This is a genomic window from Streptomyces sp. NPDC053367, assembly GCF_044545925.1.
Classification (GTDB): domain Bacteria; phylum Actinomycetota; class Actinomycetes; order Streptomycetales; family Streptomycetaceae; genus Streptomyces.
This window is the reverse complement of record NZ_JBITYN010000009.1, coordinates 415674-437047: the sequence shown is the minus strand read 5'-3', so window position 1 is coordinate 437047 and position 21374 is coordinate 415674. Positions and strand designations below refer to the sequence as shown.

Annotated in this window: 22 protein-coding genes and 1 riboswitch; of the genes, 11 read left to right on the top strand and 11 right to left on the bottom strand. The window is 73.2% G+C overall.

Annotated elements, in window-relative coordinates:
• Positions 1–23 precede the first annotated feature (23 nt).
• Positions 24–114: riboswitch (ZMP/ZTP riboswitch) on the bottom strand.
• A 75-nt stretch (positions 115–189) separates the two neighbouring features.
• Genes ACIGXJ_RS26665 through ACIGXJ_RS26655 form a run of 3 tightly spaced genes read right to left on the bottom strand, consistent with a single transcriptional unit; the run spans position 190 to position 3248 of the window.
• On the bottom strand, positions 190–1374 hold the full coding sequence (locus ACIGXJ_RS26665) for a glutathionylspermidine synthase family protein (RefSeq protein ID WP_399650126.1): 1185 nt from the start codon (positions 1372–1374) through the stop codon (positions 190–192).
• Between the two features lie 25 nt (positions 1375–1399).
• On the bottom strand, positions 1400–1774 hold the full coding sequence (locus ACIGXJ_RS26660) for a hypothetical protein (protein ID WP_399650123.1): 375 nt from the start codon (positions 1772–1774) through the stop codon (positions 1400–1402).
• 43 nt (positions 1775–1817) lie between these two features.
• Complete coding sequence (locus tag ACIGXJ_RS26655; RefSeq protein ID WP_399650120.1) at positions 1818–3248, bottom strand: PLP-dependent aminotransferase family protein; 1431 nt, start codon at positions 3246–3248, stop codon at positions 1818–1820.
• A 47-nt stretch (positions 3249–3295) separates the two neighbouring features.
• On the opposite strand from ACIGXJ_RS26655, the gene ACIGXJ_RS26650 reads away from it, so the two are divergent.
• Together ACIGXJ_RS26650 and ACIGXJ_RS26645 are read left to right on the top strand one after the other, a co-directional pair.
• A complete protein-coding gene (locus ACIGXJ_RS26650) occupies positions 3296–3796 on the top strand; it encodes a carboxymuconolactone decarboxylase family protein (protein WP_399650118.1) in 501 nt (166 codons plus the stop codon).
• Positions 3793–4521 (top strand): isocitrate lyase/phosphoenolpyruvate mutase family protein, encoded by a 729-nt coding sequence (locus ACIGXJ_RS26645; RefSeq protein WP_399650115.1) that lies wholly within the window; start codon positions 3793–3795, stop codon positions 4519–4521. Before ACIGXJ_RS26650 ends, ACIGXJ_RS26645 begins: the two co-directional genes overlap by 4 nt.
• Before the next feature lie 3 nt (positions 4522–4524).
• Here the strand turns inward: ACIGXJ_RS26645 and ACIGXJ_RS26640 are convergent, their stop codons facing one another.
• From ACIGXJ_RS26640 to ACIGXJ_RS26620, 5 genes are all read right to left on the bottom strand, one after another.
• Positions 4525–5472, bottom strand: a complete 948-nt coding sequence (locus ACIGXJ_RS26640; RefSeq protein WP_399650112.1) for an ABC transporter substrate-binding protein — start codon at positions 5470–5472, stop codon at positions 4525–4527.
• Position 5473: 1 nt separating this feature from the next.
• Positions 5474–7408 (bottom strand): ABC transporter permease subunit, encoded by a 1935-nt coding sequence (locus ACIGXJ_RS26635; RefSeq protein ID WP_399650110.1) that lies wholly within the window; start codon positions 7406–7408, stop codon positions 5474–5476.
• A complete protein-coding gene (locus ACIGXJ_RS26630; protein WP_399650108.1) occupies positions 7408–8508 on the bottom strand; it encodes a glycine betaine/L-proline ABC transporter ATP-binding protein in 1101 nt (366 codons plus the stop codon). Before ACIGXJ_RS26630 ends, ACIGXJ_RS26635 begins: the two co-directional genes overlap by 1 nt.
• A complete protein-coding gene (locus ACIGXJ_RS26625) occupies positions 8508–10025 on the bottom strand; it encodes a GMC family oxidoreductase (RefSeq protein ID WP_399650106.1) in 1518 nt (505 codons plus the stop codon). The genes ACIGXJ_RS26630 and ACIGXJ_RS26625 overlap by 1 nt, the downstream gene beginning before the upstream one ends.
• Before the next feature lie 167 nt (positions 10026–10192).
• Positions 10193–11692, bottom strand: a complete 1500-nt coding sequence (locus tag ACIGXJ_RS26620) for an aldehyde dehydrogenase family protein (protein WP_399650103.1) — start codon at positions 11690–11692, stop codon at positions 10193–10195.
• Between the two features lie 210 nt (positions 11693–11902).
• Here ACIGXJ_RS26620 and ACIGXJ_RS26615 point away from each other — a divergent pair, with 210 nt between their 5' ends.
• A complete protein-coding gene (locus ACIGXJ_RS26615; RefSeq protein WP_399650100.1) occupies positions 11903–12646 on the top strand; it encodes a hypothetical protein in 744 nt (247 codons plus the stop codon).
• Here ACIGXJ_RS26615 and ACIGXJ_RS26610 read toward each other — a convergent pair.
• From ACIGXJ_RS26610 to ACIGXJ_RS26600, 3 genes are read right to left on the bottom strand one after another with little or no spacing between them, the layout of a single operon-like run.
• Positions 12643–14139, bottom strand: coding sequence for a hypothetical protein (locus ACIGXJ_RS26610; RefSeq protein ID WP_399650098.1), 1497 nt, complete (start codon positions 14137–14139; stop codon positions 12643–12645). The genes ACIGXJ_RS26615 and ACIGXJ_RS26610 overlap by 4 nt on opposite strands.
• 10 nt (positions 14140–14149) lie before the next feature.
• Positions 14150–14503 (bottom strand): hypothetical protein, encoded by a 354-nt coding sequence (locus ACIGXJ_RS26605; protein ID WP_399650095.1) that lies wholly within the window; start codon positions 14501–14503, stop codon positions 14150–14152.
• The gene (locus ACIGXJ_RS26600; RefSeq protein ID WP_399650093.1) at positions 14490–16271 is read right to left on the bottom strand and encodes a hypothetical protein; all 1782 of its coding nucleotides are present in this window, start codon (positions 16269–16271) and stop codon (positions 14490–14492) included. Before ACIGXJ_RS26600 ends, ACIGXJ_RS26605 begins: the two co-directional genes overlap by 14 nt.
• Positions 16272–16538: 267 nt before the next feature.
• On the opposite strand from ACIGXJ_RS26600, the gene ACIGXJ_RS26595 reads away from it, so the two are divergent.
• The 8 genes from ACIGXJ_RS26595 (at position 16539) to ACIGXJ_RS26560 (ending at position 21255) form a co-directional block, all read left to right on the top strand.
• Positions 16539–16802: a helix-turn-helix transcriptional regulator gene (locus ACIGXJ_RS26595; RefSeq protein WP_399650090.1), complete on the top strand. Its 264-nt coding sequence runs from the start codon at positions 16539–16541 to the stop codon at positions 16800–16802.
• Positions 16803–16979: 177 nt separating this feature from the next.
• The gene (locus ACIGXJ_RS26590; RefSeq protein ID WP_399650087.1) at positions 16980–17345 is read left to right on the top strand and encodes a hypothetical protein; all 366 of its coding nucleotides are present in this window, start codon (positions 16980–16982) and stop codon (positions 17343–17345) included.
• Positions 17346–17451: 106 nt separating this feature from the next.
• Positions 17452–17775, top strand: coding sequence for a hypothetical protein (locus ACIGXJ_RS26585; RefSeq protein WP_399650085.1), 324 nt, complete (start codon positions 17452–17454; stop codon positions 17773–17775).
• Positions 17772–18410, top strand: coding sequence for a DUF5819 family protein (locus tag ACIGXJ_RS26580; protein ID WP_399650082.1), 639 nt, complete (start codon positions 17772–17774; stop codon positions 18408–18410). The genes ACIGXJ_RS26585 and ACIGXJ_RS26580 overlap by 4 nt, the downstream gene beginning before the upstream one ends.
• Positions 18407–19405 carry a hypothetical protein gene (locus tag ACIGXJ_RS26575; protein WP_399650079.1) on the top strand — a complete coding sequence of 333 codons (999 nt, stop codon included), beginning with the start codon at positions 18407–18409 and terminating at the stop codon, positions 19403–19405. Before ACIGXJ_RS26580 ends, ACIGXJ_RS26575 begins: the two co-directional genes overlap by 4 nt.
• A gap of 34 nt (positions 19406–19439) precedes the next feature.
• Positions 19440–19973 carry a hypothetical protein gene (locus ACIGXJ_RS26570; RefSeq protein ID WP_399650077.1) on the top strand — a complete coding sequence of 178 codons (534 nt, stop codon included), beginning with the start codon at positions 19440–19442 and terminating at the stop codon, positions 19971–19973.
• Positions 19970–20371, top strand: a complete 402-nt coding sequence (locus ACIGXJ_RS26565; RefSeq protein WP_399650074.1) for a thiol-disulfide oxidoreductase DCC family protein — start codon at positions 19970–19972, stop codon at positions 20369–20371. Before ACIGXJ_RS26570 ends, ACIGXJ_RS26565 begins: the two co-directional genes overlap by 4 nt.
• A gap of 50 nt (positions 20372–20421) precedes the next feature.
• Positions 20422–21255, top strand: coding sequence for a serine hydrolase (locus ACIGXJ_RS26560; protein WP_399650071.1), 834 nt, complete (start codon positions 20422–20424; stop codon positions 21253–21255).
• Positions 21256–21374: the final 119 nt, after the last annotated feature.

The window sequence follows — 21374 nt, the reverse complement described above, 5'->3', positions numbered from 1 at the left end:
GATGGCGTGTGCGTTCACGGTTCACGGGTGGCCCAGGCGCACGGCACTTGATCATCACGCGGGCCGCTCCCCGATGGTCGGTCCCATCCCAGCGCGCCAGTCACGGCCCGGCCCCAGCCTACCGTTCGGTCATGAGCGTGCCGCCCGGGCGTCCACCATGCGAGCGGGACACGCGCACCGGCGCGTGCCTCAGAGGATCACATGCGGCAGGAAGCGCGCGTACTCGTCCGTCACCAGCCCCGACGACTCGCGGATGCCGAGCCCCGCGGCCTCGTCCTCGACGACCCACGCGCCGAGGACGACATGGTTGCCGTCGAAGGCGGGCAGCGGGGCCAGCTCCTGGTAGCAGCAGGGCTCCTCGCGCGGGACGGGGTCCGTGCCGGGGGCGTGCACCGTGACGCCCGCGCCCTCACGGCCGAGGAGGGGCTTGGCGACGTAGCCGGTCGTCGCCGCCAGCTCGCGGGGGCCGTCGAGGTACGCCGGGAGCAGGTTGGGGTGGCCGGGGAACAGCTCCCAGAGGATCGCCAGCAGGGCCTTGTTGCTGAGCAGCATCTTCCAGGCGGGCTCGATCCACAGGGTGGAGCCGGTGCCGCCGCCGTTGTCGAGGGTGTCCAGGAGGTGTCCGGCGAAGCGGTCGGTGGTGAGCCATTCCCACGGGTAGAGCTTGAACAGGCTGCGGATGAACCGCAGCCGCTTGTCGACGAAACGGCCCGAGAGGCGGTCCCAGCCGATGTCCTCCATGGAGATCCACTCGGTGGCGAGGCCCGCCTGCTCCGCGGTCTCCCGCAGATAGGCGACCGTCATCAGGTCCTCGCCCAGTTCGTCGGCGCTGGAGTGCGCGAAGTACAGGGGGCTGCCCGGCGGGAGCAGCGCGGCCTGCCGCTTCCAGGCGGCGACGAGGCGTTCGTGCAGGGAGTTCCACTGGTCGGCGCCGGGGAAGCGCTCCTCCATCCAGAACCACTGCGGGCCGGCCGCCTCCACCAGGGAGGTGGGGGTGTCGGCGTTGTACTCCAGCAGCCTGGCCGGGCCGGTGCCGTCGTGGCGGAGGTCGAAACGGCCGTAGAGGGAGGGGAGTTCGGCGCGGCGGCGCCAGGACTCGGTGACCGCGTCCGCCACCCGCGGGTCGGTGATGCCGAGGTCGGCGAGGCGGTCCTCGCGCACGATGTGGTCCGCGGCGTCGAGGCACATGCGGTGGAGTTCCTCGACGGTCTCCTCCAGTGCCTCGACCTCCTCCAGGGAGAAGACGTAGTAGGCGCTCTCGTCCCAGTAGGGGCGCAGGGAGCCGTCGGGGTAACGGGTCAGCGGGTAGACCAGGCCCTGCTCCTCGACGGTCCGCTGCCAGCCGGGGCGGGGTTCGGTGGTCCTGCGTTCCATGGTGTCCGTCCGTGCGGGTGCGGGCTCAGCCGCCGCCGCTGCCCGAGCCCGAGCAGCCGAAGCCGCCCCGGTCGACGGCCTCGCTGCGGCTGAAGGTGCCGTGGTCGGCGTAGCCGCCGTCGACCTCGGCGTCGTAGTACCAGGCCGCGTCCCGCGCGCCGGCCTCGCCGGACTTGCCGCCCTTGCCGCCCTTGCCGCCCTTGCCCGACGACGAACCGGACGTGCCCGCTTTGCAGTTGCCGTCGGCGACGATCCTGTAGCCGTTGAGGTAGTCGTAGCTGTCGCGGTCCACGCAGCGGCGGTCGGGGTCGGAGCCGCAGGAGGTGAGGGCCGCCGCGACGACGCCCATGCCGCCGAGGACGACCGTGCTGGAGCGCAGCCTTCGCCGAGCCTGTGCCATCTGCCCTGTCTCCCCCGGGAGTTCGATCGCGTGCGCGAACACCTTACGGGAGGGCCGCGCACAGCGCGTCGAGGGTTCCGGCCCAGGCGGAGTCGGGCGGGGTGCCGTAGCCGATGACGAGGGCGTCGAGGGGGTCGACGCGGGCGGCGGGGTGGCGGAAGCGGGACAGTCCGTGCACGGCGAGTCCGTGCCAGGCGGCGGCGCGGACGACGGACTGCTCGGCGCCGGGCGGCAGGCGCAGCACCGCGTGCAGTCCGGCGGCGATACCGGTGACGGTCACCTCGGGGGCGCGTTCGGCGAGGGCGGCGACCAGGGCGTCCCGGCGGCGCCGGTAGCGCAGCCGGGCGGCGCGCAGATGGCGGTCGTAGGCGCCGGAGGCGATGAACTCGGCGAGGGCCAGCTGCTCCATGACGCCGGTGGAGCGGGCGCCGCCCAGCTCCGCCACCTCCTGCACGAGCGGCCGCGGCAGCACCAGCCAGCCCAGGCGCAGGCCCGGGGCGAGGGACTTGCTGGCGGTGCCGAGGTAGGCGACGTGGTCGGGGTCGAGGACCTGGAGCGCGCCGACGGGCTGGCGGCGGTCGTAGCGGAACTCCCCGTCGTAGTCGTCCTCCAGGATCAGTCCGCCGGTGCGGCGGGCCCAGTCGACGAGGGCGGCGCGCCGGTCGGGGCGCAGGGCGACGCCCATGGGGAACTGGTGGGCGGGGGTGAGCAGCACGGCCCGTGCGGCACCGAGGCCGCCGTCCGGGGCGTCCCCGGGCAGCCCCTCGCCCCCGAGGCCGTCCGTGACCGTGCCCTGGGTGTCGAGCGGCAGCGGGACCGTGCGCAGGCCCGCCCGTTCGACGAGGTCCCAGTGGAGGTCGAGGCCGTAGGACTCCACGGCCAGGGAGGTGAGGCCGCGCCCGCGCAGGGCCTCCGTCAGCAGCCGCAGGCCCTGGGCGAAGCCGGCGCAGACGACGATGCGGTCGGGGTCGGTGCGCACCCCGCGGGCGCGGGAGAGGTAGCCGGCCAGGGCGGTGCGCAGTTCGATGCGGCCGCGCGGGTCGCCGTAGCCGAAGGCGTCGTGCGGGGCGGCCGTCAGGGCGCGGCGGGTGGCTCTGAGCCAGGCGGCACGGGGGAAGGAGGCGAGGTCGGGGGTGCCGGGGGTGAGGTCGTAGCGGGGGCGGCCGGGAGCGCGGTGCGCCGGCGGCGGGCCGGCCGGGGCCGCCGGTGCCGCCCGGTCGGCGACGCGGGTGCCCGAGCCCTGCCGGGCGGTGAGCCAGCCCTCGGCGACGAGGTCGGCGTAGGCGTCGGCGACGGTGTTGCGGGCGATGCCGAGGTCGGCGGCGAGGGCGCGGGAGGACGGCAGCCGGGTGCCGGGCGCGAGCCGGCCGGTGCGCACGGCCTCGCGCAGGGCGTCGGTCAGCCCGCGCCGCAGGCCCGGCCCGGCGGGCTCCAGATGCAGGTCGACGCCGAAAGTGGCCCACGATTCCGCCATGGGAATGGACCATACCCCTGGGACGCCTCGCTCCTAGGGTCGAGGACATGACGACGAACGATGCCGGCGAGTACGCCCCCGAACGCCCCGCCCGCCTGCCCTGGGCGGAACTCGCCCCCGATGTCTACAAGGCCATGGTGCGGCTGGAGGTGGCCGCCAAGAAGGGTCTCGACCCGGTGCTGGTCGAGCTGGTGAAGATCCGCGCCTCGCAGGTCAACCACTGCGCGTTCTGCGTGGACATGCACAGCAAGGACGCGCTCGCCGCCGGGGAGAGCGTGGAGCGGATCGTCCAGCTCAGCGCCTGGGAGGAGTCCGAGCACTTCTACACCGAGAAGGAGCTGGCGGCGCTCGCGCTGACCGAGGCGGTGACCGTGCTGACCGACGGTTTCGTGCCGGACGAGGTGTACGAGCGGGCGGCCAAGCACTTCGAGGAGGCGGAGCTGGCCCAGCTGATCGCCGTGATCACGGTCATCAACGCGTGGAACCGGTTCGGCGTGACCTGCCGGCTGGCGCCGGGGCACTACGAGCCGGGGATGTACAAGCAGTGACCGACCGCGCCCGGCTCTTCCGCGCCCTGCACCGCCGCCCGTCCGCCGACGACCCGCTCGTCCTGCCCGGCCCCTGGGACGCGGCCAGCGCCCGGGTCTTCGCGGAGGCGGGCTTCCCCGCGCTCGCCACGCCCAGCGCGGGGGTCGCCGCCTCGCTCGGCTACGAGGACGGGCGGACCCCGGCCGACGAGATGTTCGCGGCGGTCGCCCGGATCACGCGGGCCGTGGACGTGCCGGTGTCCGCGGACGTCGAGGGCGGCTACGGGCTCGCGCCGAAGGAGCTGGTGGAGCGGCTGCTGGAGGCGGGGGCCGTCGGCTGCAACCTGGAGGACTCCGAGGGCGGTGTCCTCCAGGACCCGCGGGCGCACGCCGACCGGCTCGCCGAGATGCGCTCCGAGGCGGCCGACCGGCTGTTCGTGAACGCCCGGATCGATGTGTTCCTGCACGGCGACGGCGACCCCGAACAGGCCATCGCGCGGGCCGCAGCGTACGTCGCCGCGGGCGCCGACTGCGTGTACCCGATCGGCGCCCCGCCGGACCTGCTGCCGCTGCTGCGGTCGGGGATCCAGGGGCCGCTGAACGTGTACGCGCCGGCCGCGGCGGGCGAGGGCCCCTCGCCCGCCGAGCTCGGCGAACGAGGGGCGACCCGCGTCACGTTCGGGCCGGGCCTGCAGCGGCGGGCGACGGCGGCCCTGCGGGAGATCGCGGCCGGACTGGTGAAGTGACCGTCAGGACAGCCACGCCCGCCACGTCGACTCGTGGCCGTCCACCCACTTCTTCGCCGCCTGCTCGGGCGTGAGCTTCTGGTCGGCGATCATCAGGGACACCGCGTTCTGGTCCTCGGTGGTCCACCGGAACTTCTTCAGGAAGGCGGCGGCCCGCCCGCCGTCGCGTGCGAAGTCCGCGTTGAGGTACTTCTGCAGCGGGGTGCGCGGGTAGGCGCAGGCGACCTTCTCCGGGTCGGCGTCGCAGCCGTCCTCGTACGCGGGCAGCTTCACCTCGGTCATGGGCACCTTCTCGAACAGCCACTGGGGTGCGTACCAGTAGGTCAGGAAGGGCTTCTTCGCCTTGGCGAACTGCTGGATCTGCGTGATCTGGGCGGCCTCGGAGCCGGCGAACACCACCTGGTAGTCCAGGCCGAGGTTCTTCACCAGCGCCTTGTCGTTGGTGACGTACGACGGGGAGCCGTCCAGGAGCTGGCCCTTGCCGCCGCTCTCCGGGGTGCGCATCCGGTCGGCGTACTTGTCGAGGTTCTTCCAGTCGGTGACGTCCGGGTGCTGCTTCGCGAAGTAGGCCGGCACGAACCAGCCGATGTGCCCGGTGACCCCGAGGTCGCCGCCGCGCGCGATGGTCTTCTTGTCCTCGACGTACCGCTGCTCCTGGTCCGGGTGGCCCCAGTCCTCCAGGATGGCGTCGACGCGGCCCTGGCTGAGCGCGTCCCAGGCGGGCACCTCGTCGACCTGGACGGTGTCGACGCGGTAGCCCAGCTCGTGCTCCAGCAGGTACCGGGCGACGGCCACATTGGCCTGCGCTCCCACCCAGGACTGCACGGACAGGGTCACGGTCTTCGCGCCCCCGGCGTTCGCGAAGGGCGAGGCCTGCTCGGTCATGTCGGCGGCGCCGCAGCCGGTGAGCAGTGTCAGCGCGCCCACCGCGGCGAAGGTACGGATACGCATGTCAGGCTCCCTTCTTCGCGCGCCGCTCGGTCGGCTGGGTCACGCGGTCGAGCATCAGGCCCAGGCACACGATGGCGGCGCCCGCCACCAGGCCGGTGGCCAGGTCGCCCTGGGCCAGCCCGAGGACGACGTCGTAGCCGAGCGCTCCGCCGCCGACCAGGCCGCCGATGATGACGACGGCGAGGACCAGGACCACGCCCTGGTTCACGGCGAGCAGCAGCGCGGGGCGGGCGAGCGGCAGCTGGACCTGCCACAGCTGCTGCCGGCCGGTCGCGCCGAGCGAGCGCGCGGACTCCAGCGCGGCCGGGTCGACCTGGCGCAGTCCCTGCGCGGTGATCCGGACGACGGCGGGCAGCGCGTAGACGACCGCGGCGGCGACGGCCGGGGCGCGGCCGACGCCGAACAGGGCGACGACCGGGATCAGGTACACGAACTGCGGCATCGTCTGGAACACGTCGAGGACGGGCCGCAGCAGCCTCTCGACCCGCTCGCTGCGGGCGGCCGCCACGGCGACGGCGAACCCGAGGACCAGGGTGACGGCGACGGCCGCGAGGACCTGGGAGAGGGTGTCCAGGGCGGGTTCCCACACGCCCAGCACCCCGATTGCGGCCATGGCGGCGGTCGCCGTGAGGGCGCTGCGCCAGGTGCCGATCAGCCAGGCCAGGGCCGCCACCACGAGCAGCACCGCCCACCAGGGCAGCCACAGCAGGCCGTCGCGCAGCGGGTCGAGGACCCAGGTGGTGAACCGGCCCGCCCAGTCGGCGGTGCCGCCGATCACGGGCACGCCCGAGTACAGGTGCGCGGTCATCCAGTCGACCGCGTGGTTGACGGGGGCGGCGATGTCCAGCTCCCACGCCTCGGGCCACTCCGTGCGGCCCGCGAGCCGCCCGGCGACCGCGGTCCCGGCCGCGCCGGCGAGGGCGTACGGCCACGCCGTCCGCGCCGGCCGGGTGCCGCTGCGGCCCGCCGCGGCGGTGACCCGGTCCAGCACGACCGCGAGCAGCACGATCGGGATGCCGGCGGCGAGGGCCGCGCCGACGTCGACGGAGGCGAGCGCCTGGTAGACGCGGTCGCCGAGGCCGCCGGCGCCGATCACGGAGGCGATGACCGCCATGGACAGCGCCATCATGATCGTCTGGTTGAGGCCGAGGAGGAGTTCCCTGCGGGCCAGCGGGATCCGGGCGGTCAGCAGCCGCTGGCGGGCGGTGGCGCCCAGCGAGTCGACCGCCTCCAGGACCCCCTGGTCGGCGCCGCGCAGGCCGAGCGCGGTCAGGCGTGCCATGGGCGGGGCGGCGTAGACGACGGTGGCGAGGACCGCGGCGGGCACGCCGATGCCGAAGACCAGCACGACGGGCAGCAGATAGGCGAAGGCCGGCAGCACCTGCATGGTGTCCAGCAGGGGGCGCAGGGCGCGGTGCAGCCGGTCGGACAGCCCGCCGGCGAGGCCGAGCAGCGCGCCCACGACGACGGAGGCGAGGACCGCGACGGTCATCAGTGCCAGGGTCTGCATCGTGGGCACCCACATGCCGAGCGCGCCGCAGGCGAGGAAGGCGACGGCCGTGCCGAGCGCGAGGCGGGCGCCCGCCACCCGCCAGGCGACGAATGCGCCGATCGCGGTGACTCCGGCCCAGCCCGCGGCGAGGAGGGTGAGGTAGACGGCGCGGACGGCGAGCACGACCGCGTTGCTGACGTGGCCGAGGCCGTAGAGGAAGACCGGGTGGCTGTCGCGGTGGTCGATGATCCACTCGCCGGCGCCGGTCAGCGGCTTGTCGAGATCGACGGTGAGGGCGGCGGGCCAGGTCGCGTCCGGCCAGCGGATCACGGCCGGCGGCACCAGGACCGCGGCGGCGAGCGCGAGCAGGAGCAGCTTGGCGAGGCCGCGGTGGCGCAGGAAGGCGGGCAGGGTGCGCGGGGGTGTCGCGGTGAGCGTGGCCATCAGACGGCCTCCGCGTTCTCCGCGCCCGGGAGCGGGGCGGGCCGCGGGGCGGGCACGGCCGGTGCGGGGCCGCTCGTGGCGACCCCGGCGACCACCCCCAGCAGCCGCTCGTGGTCGACCACGCCCAGGCAGCGGCCCCGGTCCACGACCCGGGCCGGCCCGCCCGCCCGCGCCACGGCCTCGATCGCCTCGGCGACCGTCGCGCCGGGAGCCACCGCCGGGCCGGAGCCCGCCTCGTCGGCCGACGCGGGGCGCATGGCCGTACGGACGGTGATGACCTGCTCGCGCGGCACGTCACGGACGAAGTCGCGGACGTAGTCGTCGGCCGGGGAGCCCACGATCTCCTCGGGCGTGCCCAGCTGGACGACACGGCCGTCGCGCATCAGGGCGATGCGGTCGCCGAGGCGCAGCGCCTCGTTCAGGTCGTGGGTGATGAACACCATCGTGCGGCCCTCTTCGCGGTGCAGGCGGACGACCTCCTCCTGCATGTCGCGCCGGATCAGCGGGTCCAGGGCGCTGAACGGCTCGTCGAACAGCAGCACCTCCGGGTCCACGGCCAGCGCCCGGGCGAGGCCCACGCGCTGCTGCTGGCCGCCGGACAGCTGGCCGGGCCTGCGCTGTTCGAGGCCCTCCAGGCCGACCTTGGCGACGAACTCGGCGGCCCGCTCGCGGCGTCGGGCCTTGCCGACGCCCTGGATCTCCAGGCCGTAGGCCACGTTGTCGAGGACCGTGCGGTGCGGCAGCAGGCCGAAGTGCTGGAAGACCATCGCGGCGCGGTGCCGGCGCAGATCGCGCAGCCGGGCCGCGTCCATGGCGCGGACGTCCTCGCCGTCGATGGCGAGGGACCCGGCGGTCGGCTCGATCAGCCGGGTCAGACAGCGCACCAGGGTGGACTTGCCGGAGCCGGACAGGCCCATGACCACGAAGACCTCGCCCTTGCGGACGTCGAACGACACGTCCCGGACGGCGGCGGTGCAGCCGGTGCGGTCGCGCAGCGCGGCGGGGCCGAGGGCGGCGAGCTCGGGGTCTGCGGGGACGCGGTCCGCCTTGGGGCCGAACACCTTCCACAGTCCGTCGACGGAGAACACGGGGGTACTCATCACGCATCACCACCGATCAGCTCGGCGGCTTTCTCCCCGACCATGAGCACTCCGATCATCGGGTTGACGGCGGTCATGGTCGGGAACACGGACGCGTCGGCGATCCGGATGCCCTCCAGGCCGCGGACGCGCAACTCCGGGTCCACGACGGCGAGTTCGTCGTCGGCCGCGCCCATGCGGCAGGTGCCCGCCGGGTGGTACACGGTGTGCGCCGCCTTGCGGGCGTACTCGCCGAGCTCCTCGTCGCTCGTGACGTCGGGGCCGGGGCAGACCTCGCGCCTGAGCCAGCCGGCCAGGGGTTCGGCCTTCGCTATCTCGCGGGCGATGCGGATGCCGTCGACGAGGGTGCGGCCGTCGTAGTCGTCCTCGTCGGTGAAGTAGCGGAAGTCCAGCGCGGGCTTCACGGACGGGTCGGGGCTGGTGAGGTACAGCCGGCCCCGGCTCCTCGGCTTGGGGATGTTCGGGGTCATCGAGACGCCGAACTCCGGCCGCTCGTAGCCCAGTCGCTCGGGATTGTCGGTGAAGGGGATCTGGTAGAAGTGGAACATCAGGTCCGGGCCCGGGTGTCCGGGGTCGCGGCGCACGAACAGGCCCGCGTCGGAGTCCATCGCGGAGTTCTCCGGGATGGGGCCGTTCGTCTCCCACACGATCACCGACTCGGGGTGGTCGAGGAGGTTCTCGCCGACGCCGGGCAGGTCGAGCGCCACGGGTATGCCGAGCGCCTCCAGGTCCTCCCGCGGGCCGATGCCCGAGTGCAGCAGCAGCCGGGGCGAGTCGATCGCGCCGGCGCACAGGACGACCTCGCGGCGGGCCCGGAGGAGCAGTTCCCCGCCGTCCTTGGTGCGCACATGGACGCCCTCGGCCCGGCCCTGGCCGAGCTCCAGTCTGTACGCCCAGGTCTCCAGCAGGATCGTCAGGTTGGGGCGCTCGTCCATGACCGGGTGCAGATACGCCACCGACGCCGAGGAGCGCTTGTTGTCCTCGGGGTGGTAGGCGAGGTCGAAGAAGCCGACGCCCTCGGTGAACGGCTGCTTGTTGAAGCCCTCGATCCGGGGGACGCCGAGCGCCGCCTCGGCCGCCTCCACGAAGTCGCGGGCGATGGCGTTGCGGTCCTTCTCGTCGACGGAGACGATGTTGTTCTTCAGCCGCGCGAAGTAGGCCTCCATCGTGACGGCACCCCAGCCCTTGGCGCCGGCCGCCTCCCACTCGTCCCAGTCGGAGGGGAGCGGCTTGAAGGAGATGAGGGTGTTGTGGCTGGAGCAGCCGCCCAGCACACGTGCGCGGCTGTGCCGGATGTGGGAGTTGCCGCGGGGCTGCTCGGTCGTGGGGTAGTCGTAGTCGAGCTCGCCGCCGAGCAGGCCCATCCAGCGGCGCAGGGTGAGGACGTCGTCGCGGCCGACGTCGCTGGGGCCGCCCTCGACGACGGCGACGGTGACGTCGGGGTTCTCGGTGAGGCGGGAGGCGATGACGGACCCTGCGGTGCCGCCGCCGATGACGACGTAGTCGTATTCGTTCATGGGTGTGTCGTGGGACATGGGGAGGGAACTCCAGGGGGTCAGGTTCGAAGGGGGCCGTGGCGCGGACGCCGCCGAAGGGGCGCGGGGAGCTGCGCGACGAGCCCCGACGAAGCCGCAGACGCCGGACGGCATGACGCGGCACTCTCAGAGGCGAGCGGCGAGCGGGCTCAGCCCTTGAACCAACGCACGGGTGAGGGCGCCAGGTTCTGGTAGACGTGCTTGGTCTCGCGGTACTCGGCGAGCCCGGACGGGCCCAGTTCGCGGCCGACGCCGCTCCTGCCGAAGCCGCCCCACTCCGCCTGGGGCAGGTAGGGGTGGAAGTCGTTGATCCAGACGGTGCCGTGCCGCAGCCGGCCCGCGACGCGCCGGGCTCGGCCCGCGTCCGCCGTCCACACCGCGCCCGCCAGGCCGTACTCGGTGTCGTTGGCGAGGGCGACGGCCTCGTCCTCGGTGCGGAACGTCTCGACGGTGAGGACCGGGCCGAAGACCTCCTCGCGGACGACCTTCATCTCGCGGTGGCACCCGTCGAGGACGGTCGGCTCGTAGAAGTACCCGGGCCCCTCGGGGCGCTTGCCGCCGGTCCGCAGCACCGCGCCCTCCTCCAGCGCGGAGGCGACGTACGCCTCGACCTTGGCGCGCTGCTGCTCGGAGACGAGGGGGCCGCACTCGACGCCGTCGTCGGTGCCGCGGCCGAGGCGGATACGGCTTGCGCGCCCGGCGAGTTCGGCGACGAAGCGGTCCCTGACGGTCTCCTCGACGATGAGGCGGGAGCCGGCCGAGCAGACCTGGCCGCTGTGGATGAAGGCGGCGTTGAGGGCCTGGTCGACGGCCGTGTCGAAGCCCTCGTCGGTGGCGCAGGCGTCGGCGAAGACGACGTTGGGGTTCTTGCCGCCGAGTTCGAGGGCGACCTTCTTGACGGTGGGGGCGGCGGCCTGGGCGACCTTGACGCCGCTGGCCAGGCCGCCGGTGAAGGAGACCAGGTCGACGTCGGGGTGCTCGGCGAGGCGGGCGCCGACCGTGTGGCCGGGGCCGGTGACGAGGTTCGCGGTCCCGGCGGGCAGGCCCGCCTCCAGGAGCAGGTCGATCAGGGCGACCGTCGTCAGCGGGGTGATCTCGCTGGGCTTGACGACGAAGGTGTTGCCTGCGGCGAGGGCCGGCGCGATCTTCCAACTGGCTTGGAGCAGGGGGTAGTTCCAGGGGGTGATCAGCGCGCACACGCCGACGGGTTCGTGCACGACGACGCTGTGGATGTCGGGCGAGCCCGCGTCCACGACCCGGCCGGGGGTCTCGGCGGCGACGAGGTCGGCGAAGTAGCGGAAGGCGTCGGCGACGCAGTCGATGTCGACCCGGCCCTCTTCGAGGGTCTTGCCGGCGTCCCGGCTCTCCAGCAGTCCGAGCCGCTCGCGGTCGCGCGCCAGGAGGCCGGCCACGCGCCGGAGCAGGGCGGCACGTTCGGCGGCGGGGGTGCGGGGCCAGGCACCCTGTCCGCCGTCGAAGGCGCGGCGGGCCGCTGCGACGGCGCGGTCCGCGTCCCTCTGGTCGCCCTCCGCGACGACGTCGAAGGTCCGGCCGTCCGCCGGGTCGACGATCTCGCGGGTGGCTCCGGAGAGCGCGTCGTACCACTCGCCGTCCGCGTGGATCGTCCGTCGTGCCTGCTGCCTTGCCATGGTCGGTATTGCCTTCCGTTCCTGTGTGGTTCCCCTGGGTGACACGGGGGTCACCCTCGGAGACCGGGAGCGCATGCCCGTGTGCCCCGGATGCATGCGCGATCGGTGCCGGAAAGTGCGCTGCATCACTGAACATGCGGACAAAAAGGGCGAATCCTACGCTGGGGGGTGATGCGCGCCTGGAGCTGACGGGCGCCTGGAGGTGACGCCATGGCCATGACGACCCTGCTCTCCGCCGCGGTGACCGCCACCCTGCTGCTGGCCCCGGCCGCGGCCGCGGGGGACGACCCCAGCGCCCGGCAGCTCGCCGACGAGGCGCGGGACAACCTCCTCGACGCGAAGTCCGTCCATCTGAAGCTGACGGACCGCGGCAAGGAGGCGGCGGCCGGCCGGACGCAGCCCACCTCCATGGATCTCACCCTGGACCAGGACGGCGACTGCGCCGGCACCCTGCGGATGGGCCGCCACGGCGGCACCGTCGCCGTCGTCAAGCAGGGCGAGCAGGTCTGGATGAAGCCGGACACCGCCTTCTGGAAGGCGCAGGTGCCGGGCGGGGAGGGCGACGCGGTGGCCGAGCTGTTCGAGAACCGCTGGATCCACGGCACCACCCGCGACGCCCTCCTCAAGGGCATGGCCGACACCTGCGACCTCGACAGCCTCCAGGACGACATCGGCTCCGGCGAGGGGACGCCGGCCACGCTGAAGCGGGGCGAGAGGACCGAGCGCCGCGGCACCGAGGTCTATCCGCTCTCCGGCCGCCAGGAGGGCAAGGACCTCACGATGTACGTCACCACGGACTCGCCGCACCGGGTCGTGGAGATCGTCCAGCGCGGCGGCGGCACCGACCGGTCCGTCACCTTCGACGACTACGACGAGCCGGTGCCGACGAGGACGCCGTCGGCGGGCGACAGCGTGGACGTGGACAAGCTGCAGGACGAGCTGCAGAAGATCTAGGAGAGGTCGGGCTCCGGGCCCGCACAGGTGCCGTACGGCGGGCAGAACCAGCCCAACGCGGTGTTCAGCAGCTCCAGTTCGTCCCCGCCGCCGTCGGAGTCGGGGCCGTAGGACGCCACGGCGTAGATCTGGCCGTCGGAGGCGACGAACCGCTCGTCGTAGACGTGCCAGGTGCCCACGTCGGGCTCGCCCTTGATGGAACCGGCCAGGTACTCCAGGCGCGAGCCGGTGAAGTCGCCGTCGTCCAGGTTCTCCAGGGAGAGCTGTACGAAGCCGTCCGGCCTGGGCGTGTCCTCGGACAGGTACAGCGCGAACGACTCGTCCGGCGACGCCTCGGCGACCTGGTACACCTGGATCCGCTGAGTGCCGTCCGGGCTGCGGTAGTTGACCACCGAGATGCCGAACTGCGAGTCGACCTCGCTGCGCGACCAGCCCTCGGGGACGGCGGTGCGGAAGCCCTCCTCGTCCTCGGTCAGCGCATAGCCCGCCGGGGGCGCTGCGAGGGTGGGCGACGGCGGGACGGACTCCTCCTCGGTGGGCGTGGGGTCCGTCGGGGACGGTGACTCCACGCGCGGGGAGCCGCTCGTCGCGGGCGGCCGGGCGTCCGTGCCGTCGCCGTCGTCCTTCCCGGCGACGAACGTCAGCAGGAGGCTCACGGCGACACCGACGACCGCCGCGCCCACGACGACCGACCAGACGACCCGCCGGTCCACCGCGGGCCGGGGCGGTCCGGCGTCGCCGCCCGTCACCACAGGCTGTCCGCCGGGCCACTGCTGCGCGGGCAGGACACCGGGGGGCAGAGAGCCGGACGAAGGCGACATCGGACCGGGCGACGCGGACGGCGCCTGACCTGTCGTGGGCAGCACCGAGCCGGGCGCGGACGGCAACGGGCCGGACGCGGACGGCAACGGGCCGGACGCGGACGGCGCCTGCCCGGACGTGGACAGCACCGAGCCGGACGGAGGCGGCGTCTGACCGGACGCGGGCAGCACCGAGCCGGACGGAGGCGGCGTCGCCGAACCGGGCACGGACGGCACCGAGCCGGACGGAGGCGGCGTCACCGAACCGGGCACGGACGGCACCGAACCGGACGGAGGCGGCGTCACCGAACCGGGCACGGACGGCACCGAGCCGGACGCGGGCAGCACCGAGCCGGACGGAGGCGGCGTCGCCGGACCGGGCACGGACGGCACCGAACCGGAACCGGACGGCATCGATCCGGAACCGGACGGCGCCGGATCGGGCGCGGAGGGCGCGGAGCCCGGTGCCGGGGCCGTGGGGCGGGCGGGTGGCGTGAGCGCGGCGGGACGTTCGCGGCCCGCACCGGGTCCGGCCCCCGCGAACGTCCCCGCGTCCTCGTCCCACCACGCCAGGTCTTCGGCCCCCGGTGCGGCGTCGGACCGCGGCGGGGCGGAGGGGGCCGGGGCCGGGCCGGACGCCTGGTCCTCCCAGCGCTGGGTGTCCTCGTTCCAGTACCGCTGTCCCCCGCTCATCGCGCTCCTCTCACATCCCCACCATCGCGGCGACGGCCCCGGCGGACGCGAGCAGGCTGACCAGGGTCTCGGAGTCGGTGAGGAGGGCGCGCAGACGTTCCCGGCGGGAGGGCGCGGCCTGTCCCGTGCGGGTGATCTCGTCCTCGGTCTCCGCCAGCTCCGCGTCGAGCGCGGCGGTCTGCTCGGTCCCGCGCACACGGGCGAGGTCGGCGCGCAGCTCCCGTACGGCGTTCAGCAGTTCCTCGGAGGCCGGGTCGCGCGGGGCGCCCGCGTGGTGGTGGCTCTCGGCGCGCGCGTGGCTGCCGATGGCGAAGGTGCTGTGGGAGACGTCCCCCATGCGGATGTTCGGCTCATCGCTGGGCATCGCCGGCTGATCCCTTCTGCGGCGTGGCGCCGCCGGAGACGGAGGTGGCGGAGGCGTGGGAGCCGACCGCGAAGGTGCTGTGCGAGACGTCCCCCATGTTCTCGACGTTCACACCGCCGTTGCTGATGTTGACGATCTTCTGCACGAACTCGCCGGTCTGGTAACCGGATTCGTCGAGCGCGGTGCGCACCCCGTGCGCGACCCGGTCCTGCACGCTGCGGAGGTAGCGGACGACGTCCATCTCCTGGAACGTCGACCCGGCGTCCGCCGAACCCAGTTCGCGCACCGACAGCGCCGGCCCCTCCGGCAGCGCGCCCGCGTGGCCGCCGGTCAGCAGCCGCCAGCCGTAGGCCAGGGCCCGCCACAGCACGGCCAGCGCGGACGCCGCCGAGCGCGGGACCCGGGCGAGCGCCCAGGCGGCCTTGCCCAGCGCGTTGTTGTTGCGGAAGCGGTGGGCGGCCCGGTCGGCGTCCTTGAAGTCGGCGCGCACCGGCAGCAGCACATGCGGGGCGATCTCCAGCATGAGCATGCGGCCCTGGGTGTGGACGCGCACGAACACCGTGGTGACGAGCTCCTCCTCCCAGCCGCCGACCCGGACGCGCAGGAAGTGGCGCCGCTTCTCCGCGCCTTCCTCGACGGCCCGCTCCCGGTGCTCGGCGAAGGCCGGGTAGGGGGCGTCCTCGCGGCGCGCCAGGCCCTCGGCGGGCAGGAACACGCACTCGTCGATCTCCAGCCCGCGCAGCCGGTCGCGCACGGTGTGCCCGGCGTGCTCGGCGGTCTCGGCGGGCAGCCGCAGCCGCTCCAGCAGCGGGCGGATCCTCTCCAGCACGGCACGGTTGCTGAGGGGCTGCTGCTTCTTCGCGGGGTCGGGCCGCAGTTCGACGGCGAGCACCCAGGTCTCGTAGGCCGCGCCGGCCCCGCAGAAGGGCCGCGCCTGGTGGTACATGACCAGCGGCGCGTGCTGCTCGGTGCGGATGCGGTCGCGCAGCCGGTGGAACCGCGCGCCCTCGGCGCGTTCGGCCGGGTCGTTCACCGCGTCCGGGAAGCGCTGCGGGGACAGTTCCCCGGCCAGCACCCGCGCGAACTGGCCCCGCCTGCCCGCCTCGCACAGCGCGATCAGCGCGAGCACGGCGAGGCCCAGCCATGCCTGCCAGACGTGGACGGCGGAGGCCGGCTCACCGACGAGGTCCGGCACCCATCCGAACAGGCCCCCGTCGCCGGAGTCGTCGCCGTACAGCCCGAGGCCGTCGGAGGAGCCGTACCCGTAGGAGTCGTAGGAGTCCTCGTCCTCTCCCGCGCCGAACGCGGCCAGCACCATCGCGGCCAGCAGCGCGGCGAACAGGATGCGGCCGTACCAGCGCAGCACGAAGGCGGGCACCAGCCGGTACAGCGGCGGCAGGGCGGCCCGCCCGCGGATCCAGGAGGCGGCCGCGAGCAGCAGGCTGGGCAGGAGGAACACGAGCAGAAGACCGCCGCTCAGGCCCCCGCCGACCACCCACAGCCCCAGGATCGCCGACGCCCAGGCGATCTCCTGCCGCCGGGCGCGCAGCGCGTGCGCCAGCACCCGCGCCGCGTCGAAGCCCAGCGAAGGCGCCGCGATCCGCTGCTCGTTGAGGTGCAGCTCCTCGATCACGCGGTCCCGGTACCCGGCGTCCAGATACACACCCGCACACAACAGCCGCGTCGCCTCACTGGCATGCGGCAGGACGGCCGCCCCGGGCGACACCCCCGAGGACTGCGACTGGGACGGCACATACGCGGTGCTCACACCACTCCCCCGTGGTCTGCATCGGCCTACTGGTGGATCATCTGAGAGATCATCAGCATAGAGGCCGCGAAGCAACCCCGTCCGCCCTTCGGCCGTCTCCCTTCTCACCCCCTTCGCGGGGCAGCCGGTCGCTCCGACCGCCGCCAAACCCTTTGCGTTATGTTCGAGTCGACCATGGGGGAATCGATAACACGGAGGGTAGTCATGCACGCAGGAGCCCCGAGCTGCGACCGATCCGCTCGACCAGCGGATCGCCTGCCCAGGGGGATGGACCTGCTCACAAAGCGCGAGCGTGAGGTCCTCCTGCTGCTGGCCGACGGTCTGACCAACCAGGGGCTGGCACAACGGCTGGGAATCGCGGAACGTACCGTGCGGGCCCACGTGTTCGGCATTGTGCGCAAACTCGAGCTTCGCTCGAGAACCGAAGCGGCCATCATGGGTGACCGCCATCGCTCGGCGCTCGCACCGGAGGCGGCGGGTCAGGGGACGGCATCGCCGGAATCGGCAATGCCACAAGCGGCAATGCCGTAACCGGCCATGCCGCACCTGACAATGCCGCACCTGACAATGCCGTAACCGACAATGCCGTAACTGACAATGGCCGATCTGCCTTCACGCCATGGATAGTTGATGCCGCCCACCGGGGGATTCCCCGGAACGCAGCCGTATCCAGCGTTCATGCACGGCGTGAAGGCAGATTGGAAACAGATGAACAGAAAGGCCATCACCGTGGTCGGCGCGGCCGCCGCCGGCCTCGGCATCGTCCTGGCCACCCAGGCCTCGGCGCAGGCCGACACCCCGGCGGCGCCCGTGACGACCGCGGGCCAGGAGCGGGCCGTCCCGTCGGGGCACGAGCCGCGCATCATCCGGTCGGCGGCCGCGCGAGTCGCGAGCAGCGCCGTCTCCGCCGCGGAGCGGGCCGCCGTGCACGCAAGGGCCGCGGCCGGCACGTCCGCCGTCCGCCAGGCCGTGGGCGACGCGACCCAGGTCGCCCGCATCGCGAGCCTCGGCTCGGCGACCCCCGTCGCCCCGCAGGCCGGTTCCCTCCCGGCCGAATCGATCTTCGACCACTGACCGCGGGTCCCACCGACCCGCCGGTCTCCCGGACGCACCCGATATCCACGCAGCTCATCGACGACGCGCGGGGGCGATCCCCTCTCGTGTCGCGGATTGGACGAACATGAAGCGGAAGGCAATCGTCGTCGTCGGCACCGCCCTTGCCGGCGCGGGCGTCGTGCTCGCGACCCAGGGCTCGGCACAGGCCGGTACCGCGGCCCCCGTCGTCGTCCCGCAGAAGACGACCGCGGCCGTCGACTCCGACAAGCAGCCGCGCATCATCCGGTCGGCCGTCGCGCGGGCCGCCGTGCACGCACGGGCCGCCGTCAGCTCCTCGGCTCTGAACAACGCCGTGGAGAACGCCGCGATGATCGCCAGCCTCGGCTCGGCGCCCAAGGACTCCCCGGGCGCGAAGGCCGTCCCCTCCGAGGGGATCTTCGACGAGTGACACAGCACGTCGCGGCCAGGAGGGCGGTGCTGCTCGTCGGCGCTGCCCTCCTGGGCTTCCATTTTCTCGTCGCGTCCCTCTCCCAGGCCCCGCTGTCGCCGGTCAAGCTGCGCTATTACGAGGCCATGACCGAATACCTGCATCCGTACTTCACTCAGAACTGGATGCTGTTCGCCCCCGACCCGCTCACCGACGACCGGGGGATTCTCGCCCGGGCCCGTTGCACGGACGGCACGGTCACCCACTATTACGACGTCACCACCCCGGCGATCCGCAGCACCCAGGACAGCAGGTTCTTTCCGCCACGCACCGCCCGGCTGATATCCAGCACGCTGCAACAGCTCAACCAGTCCGACCCGGTACTCAGCAGAATCCGGGAGACGGAGAAGGAGAAGAAGAAACCGGTGCTGCCGCTGCTTCCGGCAGAGCGGACCTCGCGGGTGGAGGCCGAGCGGTTTCTCGCCCGGTATTCCCTCACGAAGATGCCGGATGTCTGTGACGGGCGGGCGGAGCAGATCCAGATACGCGTCTATTACCACGAGATGCCCCCGTGGTCGCAGCGAAAGAAACCGGCCACCGAGGGAAAGGTGTCCGCCCAGGATCTGAAGTGGCTGAAGGTGAGTGATCTGCGGTGAAGAACGTTCTCGCCCGGATCGACGCACTGACGTCCCGTCCACTGAGCCTGGTCGGCGTCTCCGGCACCCGGGCGCTGCTCGGGTTCGTGGGTTTCATGTTCTACGCCGGCGAATACGGCGACAGGCGCTACCTGTTCGGCCCGGACGGCGTCCTGCCGTGGCCTGCGTTCACCGAACAGCTGCGGGAGTCGGGCACGTTCAGCCTGTACGCGGTCAGTGATACGACGGTCTGGTTCGAAGTCGTCTTCCACGCGGGCATGCTGGTGGCCCTCGCGGTGACGCTGGGCATCGGCGGGCGGCTGCTGCTGCTGGTCCACTGGGTCTTGCTGTGGTCGATCTACCAGCGCCAGGTGGCGATCCTGGACGGAGGCGACAACCTCGCCTATGTCGTCATCCCCATGCTTCTGCTCACCCGCTGCTACAGCCGGTTCGCGCTCTCCACCGGCCTGGCGGAAAGACTGGGCCGACGCCTCCCGCAGGTCCTGCGCGCCTGCGCCACTCCCCTGCACAACCTGGGCGTTCTCGCGATCGCGGCCCAGATGTGCCTGGTGTACACGACGAGCGGGCTGTACAAGGTGCAGGGCAAGCTCTGGCAGGACGGAACAGCGCTGTTCTACGTCATGCGCGTGCCCGAGTTCACGCTGCCCGGCGTCTCCGAGCTCGTGTACCGCAACGACTTCCTCGTCTTCACCGGCACGTACGCGACCGTGGTGTTCCTCGTCTATTTCCCGCTCGGCGTCCTGGTTCCCGCGCTGCGGCCCTGGGCGGCGATGACCTCCATCGCCTTCCATGTCTCCATCGCGGTCTTCATGGGTCTGACCGGATTCGCACTGACCATGGTGGCCTGCGACCTGATCTTCCTCAGCCGCGGCATCACGGAAGCCCTGGCCTGGTCGCGGCGGTCGGGGACCCTGCTCGCCGGGCAGGTGAGCGGGCGCTGGAGACGGCCGAAAGGTGACGTCGTGCCGGCGTCTCTGACAGAGAATGCGGGCTGACCACAGCACAGCCGGCACGGCCGACGGGGGCACGATGACACCACACGACCACAAGCCGAACCGCCTCGTGGGCCGGTACGGCGGTGCCATGGTGGGGCTCTTCTGGATCACGCCGGAGACGGTTCACCTGGGCGCCCCGCCCGCCACCACGCCCTCCGCGGTCGCCCTCACCCCCGAGGGCCTGGTGACGGTCGGCCCGCGGGAGGCCTTCCTCCCCTGGCGGGACATCGCGTCGGTGCGGGTGGAGGACGTGCCCGCGCGGACGTCCGCACGCCGCACCCTCGTCCGGGCGCTGGAGGTCGTGCTGGGGCCGCAGAGCCCGACCGAGATGACCGTGGCCGTCACGGTCGCGGACGGCTCACGGCTCGCCGTCCCCGTGCACTCCGCCGCCGCGTCGGCCTACACCCTCCGCGAGGCGGAGCTGTCCCAGCGTCTCCTGGACCTGTTCGTCCAGGAGAAGACCTCCCCGGCGGTCCTCACCCATTGGCTGACCACCACCGGCATCCCGCGTCCGCCGCGCCAGGCCGACCGGGAAGCCCTGCTGCACCGATGGACGGAGCACATATGACACGACCCCGCACCGCATCAGGCACCCAGGTGCTCGCCTACGACGGAGACTGCGGCTTCTGCCAGGCCTCCGTCGACCGCATCCGCAGGTCGGCGACACCGGCATGGGAGGCGGTCCCCTGGCAGTCGCTGCCGGACCGGCTCACCGCGCCCCACCTCGAACGGCTGGACCGCGAGGTCCTGCTCCTGCGCTCCGGCACCGTCGTCGCCGGAGGCGCGGACGCACTGCTGCGCTACGTCGGCTCCTCGCCGTACCGCTCCTGGCGGACCCTGTCGGCCCTCGCCGCCCTGCCCGGCATCCGCGGCTGCGCCCGGCTCGTCTACCGCTGGGTCGCCCGCAACCGGCTGCGCATGCCCGGCGGTACGGCGGCCTGCGCGGTACCGGCACGCCCCCGCTGACAGCACCTCCCCGCACCCGACAGCACCTCCCCACGCCCGAGAGGACCCCCGTGCGCCGCGTTCCCACCTGCGTCCTGACTGACGCCGCCCCGCCCGAGGCGGCCGACGGACATGCCGTGGACCGGTACGTCGAGATCGGCTCGCTGACCAAGGTGCTCACCGGTACGGCCCTGGCCCGGATGGCGTCGGCCGGGCTGGTCGGGCTCGACGACCCGGTCGACCGGTGGCTGCCGGTGCCGTCCGGCACGGGCATCACGCTGCGGAACCTGGCCCGGCACACCTCGGGCCTGCCCCGGCTGCCGCCCCGCGTCGGACGCCGGGATCCCTACGCGGCCTTCGGCCAGGACGAGTTGCTGCGCCTGCTGGGCCGGCTGGACACGCTGACGGTGGCCGCGCCCGAGGAGCGGGAGGAGTACTCCAACCTCGGGTATGCCGTGCTCGGCGCGGCCCTGGCCGCCGCGGCCGGCACCGGCTACGAGGAGCTGCTCGCCGAGCATGTGCTGCGCCCGCTGGGCGTGAGCGAGGTGACCGCCCATCCGGAGCCGGCACGGCGGCTGTCCGCGCCCGGACTGCTCGGCAGGCCGCGCAGGACCTGGACGATGGACGGGGCCGTCCTTCCGGCGGGCGGCCTGTGGGCGACGCCCAGGGCCGCGGCCGAACTCGTCGTCGGCCTGCTGGTGGAGCGCCGGCTGGGCGAGCCGGCCCTCTCGTGGCAGACGGCCGGACCACTGCGCTGGCACAACGGCGCGACCCGCCATGCCTCCGTGTTCGCCGGGGCCATGGACGACGGCCGCTGGGTGCTGGTGCACCGGCTGGGCGGATCGCCGCAGGAGACGGACCGGACCGGGATCGAGCTGCTGAAGCGGGAGCAGAACGGCCTCTGAAACACGAGAAAGCCCCCTGCCGCTGCTGCGGCAGGGGGCTTTCTCGATGTGGAGCGCCGGGCAGGCCTTGCACCTGCATCTCCCCGCAGGAAGCGGGGCGTCTTTCCTTGGACCACCAA

Bases quoted from the DNA above. Each gene is read 5' to 3' on its own strand.
- ACIGXJ_RS26665 (WP_399650126.1), bottom strand. From the start codon at position 1,374: ATGGAACGCAGGACCACCGAACCCCGCCCCGGCTGGCAGCGGACCGTC.
- ACIGXJ_RS26660 (WP_399650123.1), bottom strand. From the start codon at position 1,774: ATGGCACAGGCTCGGCGAAGGCTGCGCTCCAGCACGGTCGTCCTCGGC.
- ACIGXJ_RS26655 (WP_399650120.1), bottom strand. From the start codon at position 3,248: ATGGCGGAATCGTGGGCCACTTTCGGCGTCGACCTGCATCTGGAGCCC.
- ACIGXJ_RS26650 (WP_399650118.1), top strand. From the start codon at position 3,296: ATGACGACGAACGATGCCGGCGAGTACGCCCCCGAACGCCCCGCCCGC.
- ACIGXJ_RS26640 (WP_399650112.1), bottom strand. From the start codon at position 5,472: ATGCGTATCCGTACCTTCGCCGCGGTGGGCGCGCTGACACTGCTCACC.
- ACIGXJ_RS26635 (WP_399650110.1), bottom strand. From the start codon at position 7,408: ATGGCCACGCTCACCGCGACACCCCCGCGCACCCTGCCCGCCTTCCTG.
- ACIGXJ_RS26630 (WP_399650108.1), bottom strand. From the start codon at position 8,508: ATGAGTACCCCCGTGTTCTCCGTCGACGGACTGTGGAAGGTGTTCGGC.
- ACIGXJ_RS26625 (WP_399650106.1), bottom strand. From the start codon at position 10,025: ATGAACGAATACGACTACGTCGTCATCGGCGGCGGCACCGCAGGGTCC.
- ACIGXJ_RS26620 (WP_399650103.1), bottom strand. From the start codon at position 11,692: ATGGCAAGGCAGCAGGCACGACGGACGATCCACGCGGACGGCGAGTGG.
- ACIGXJ_RS26615 (WP_399650100.1), top strand. From the start codon at position 11,903: ATGGCCATGACGACCCTGCTCTCCGCCGCGGTGACCGCCACCCTGCTG.
- ACIGXJ_RS26610 (WP_399650098.1), bottom strand. From the start codon at position 14,139: ATGAGCGGGGGACAGCGGTACTGGAACGAGGACACCCAGCGCTGGGAG.
- ACIGXJ_RS26605 (WP_399650095.1), bottom strand. From the start codon at position 14,503: ATGCCCAGCGATGAGCCGAACATCCGCATGGGGGACGTCTCCCACAGC.
- ACIGXJ_RS26595 (WP_399650090.1), top strand. From the start codon at position 16,539: ATGGACCTGCTCACAAAGCGCGAGCGTGAGGTCCTCCTGCTGCTGGCC.
- ACIGXJ_RS26590 (WP_399650087.1), top strand. From the start codon at position 16,980: ATGAACAGAAAGGCCATCACCGTGGTCGGCGCGGCCGCCGCCGGCCTC.
- ACIGXJ_RS26585 (WP_399650085.1), top strand. From the start codon at position 17,452: ATGAAGCGGAAGGCAATCGTCGTCGTCGGCACCGCCCTTGCCGGCGCG.
- ACIGXJ_RS26570 (WP_399650077.1), top strand. From the start codon at position 19,440: ATGACACCACACGACCACAAGCCGAACCGCCTCGTGGGCCGGTACGGC.
- ACIGXJ_RS26565 (WP_399650074.1), top strand. From the start codon at position 19,970: ATGACACGACCCCGCACCGCATCAGGCACCCAGGTGCTCGCCTACGAC.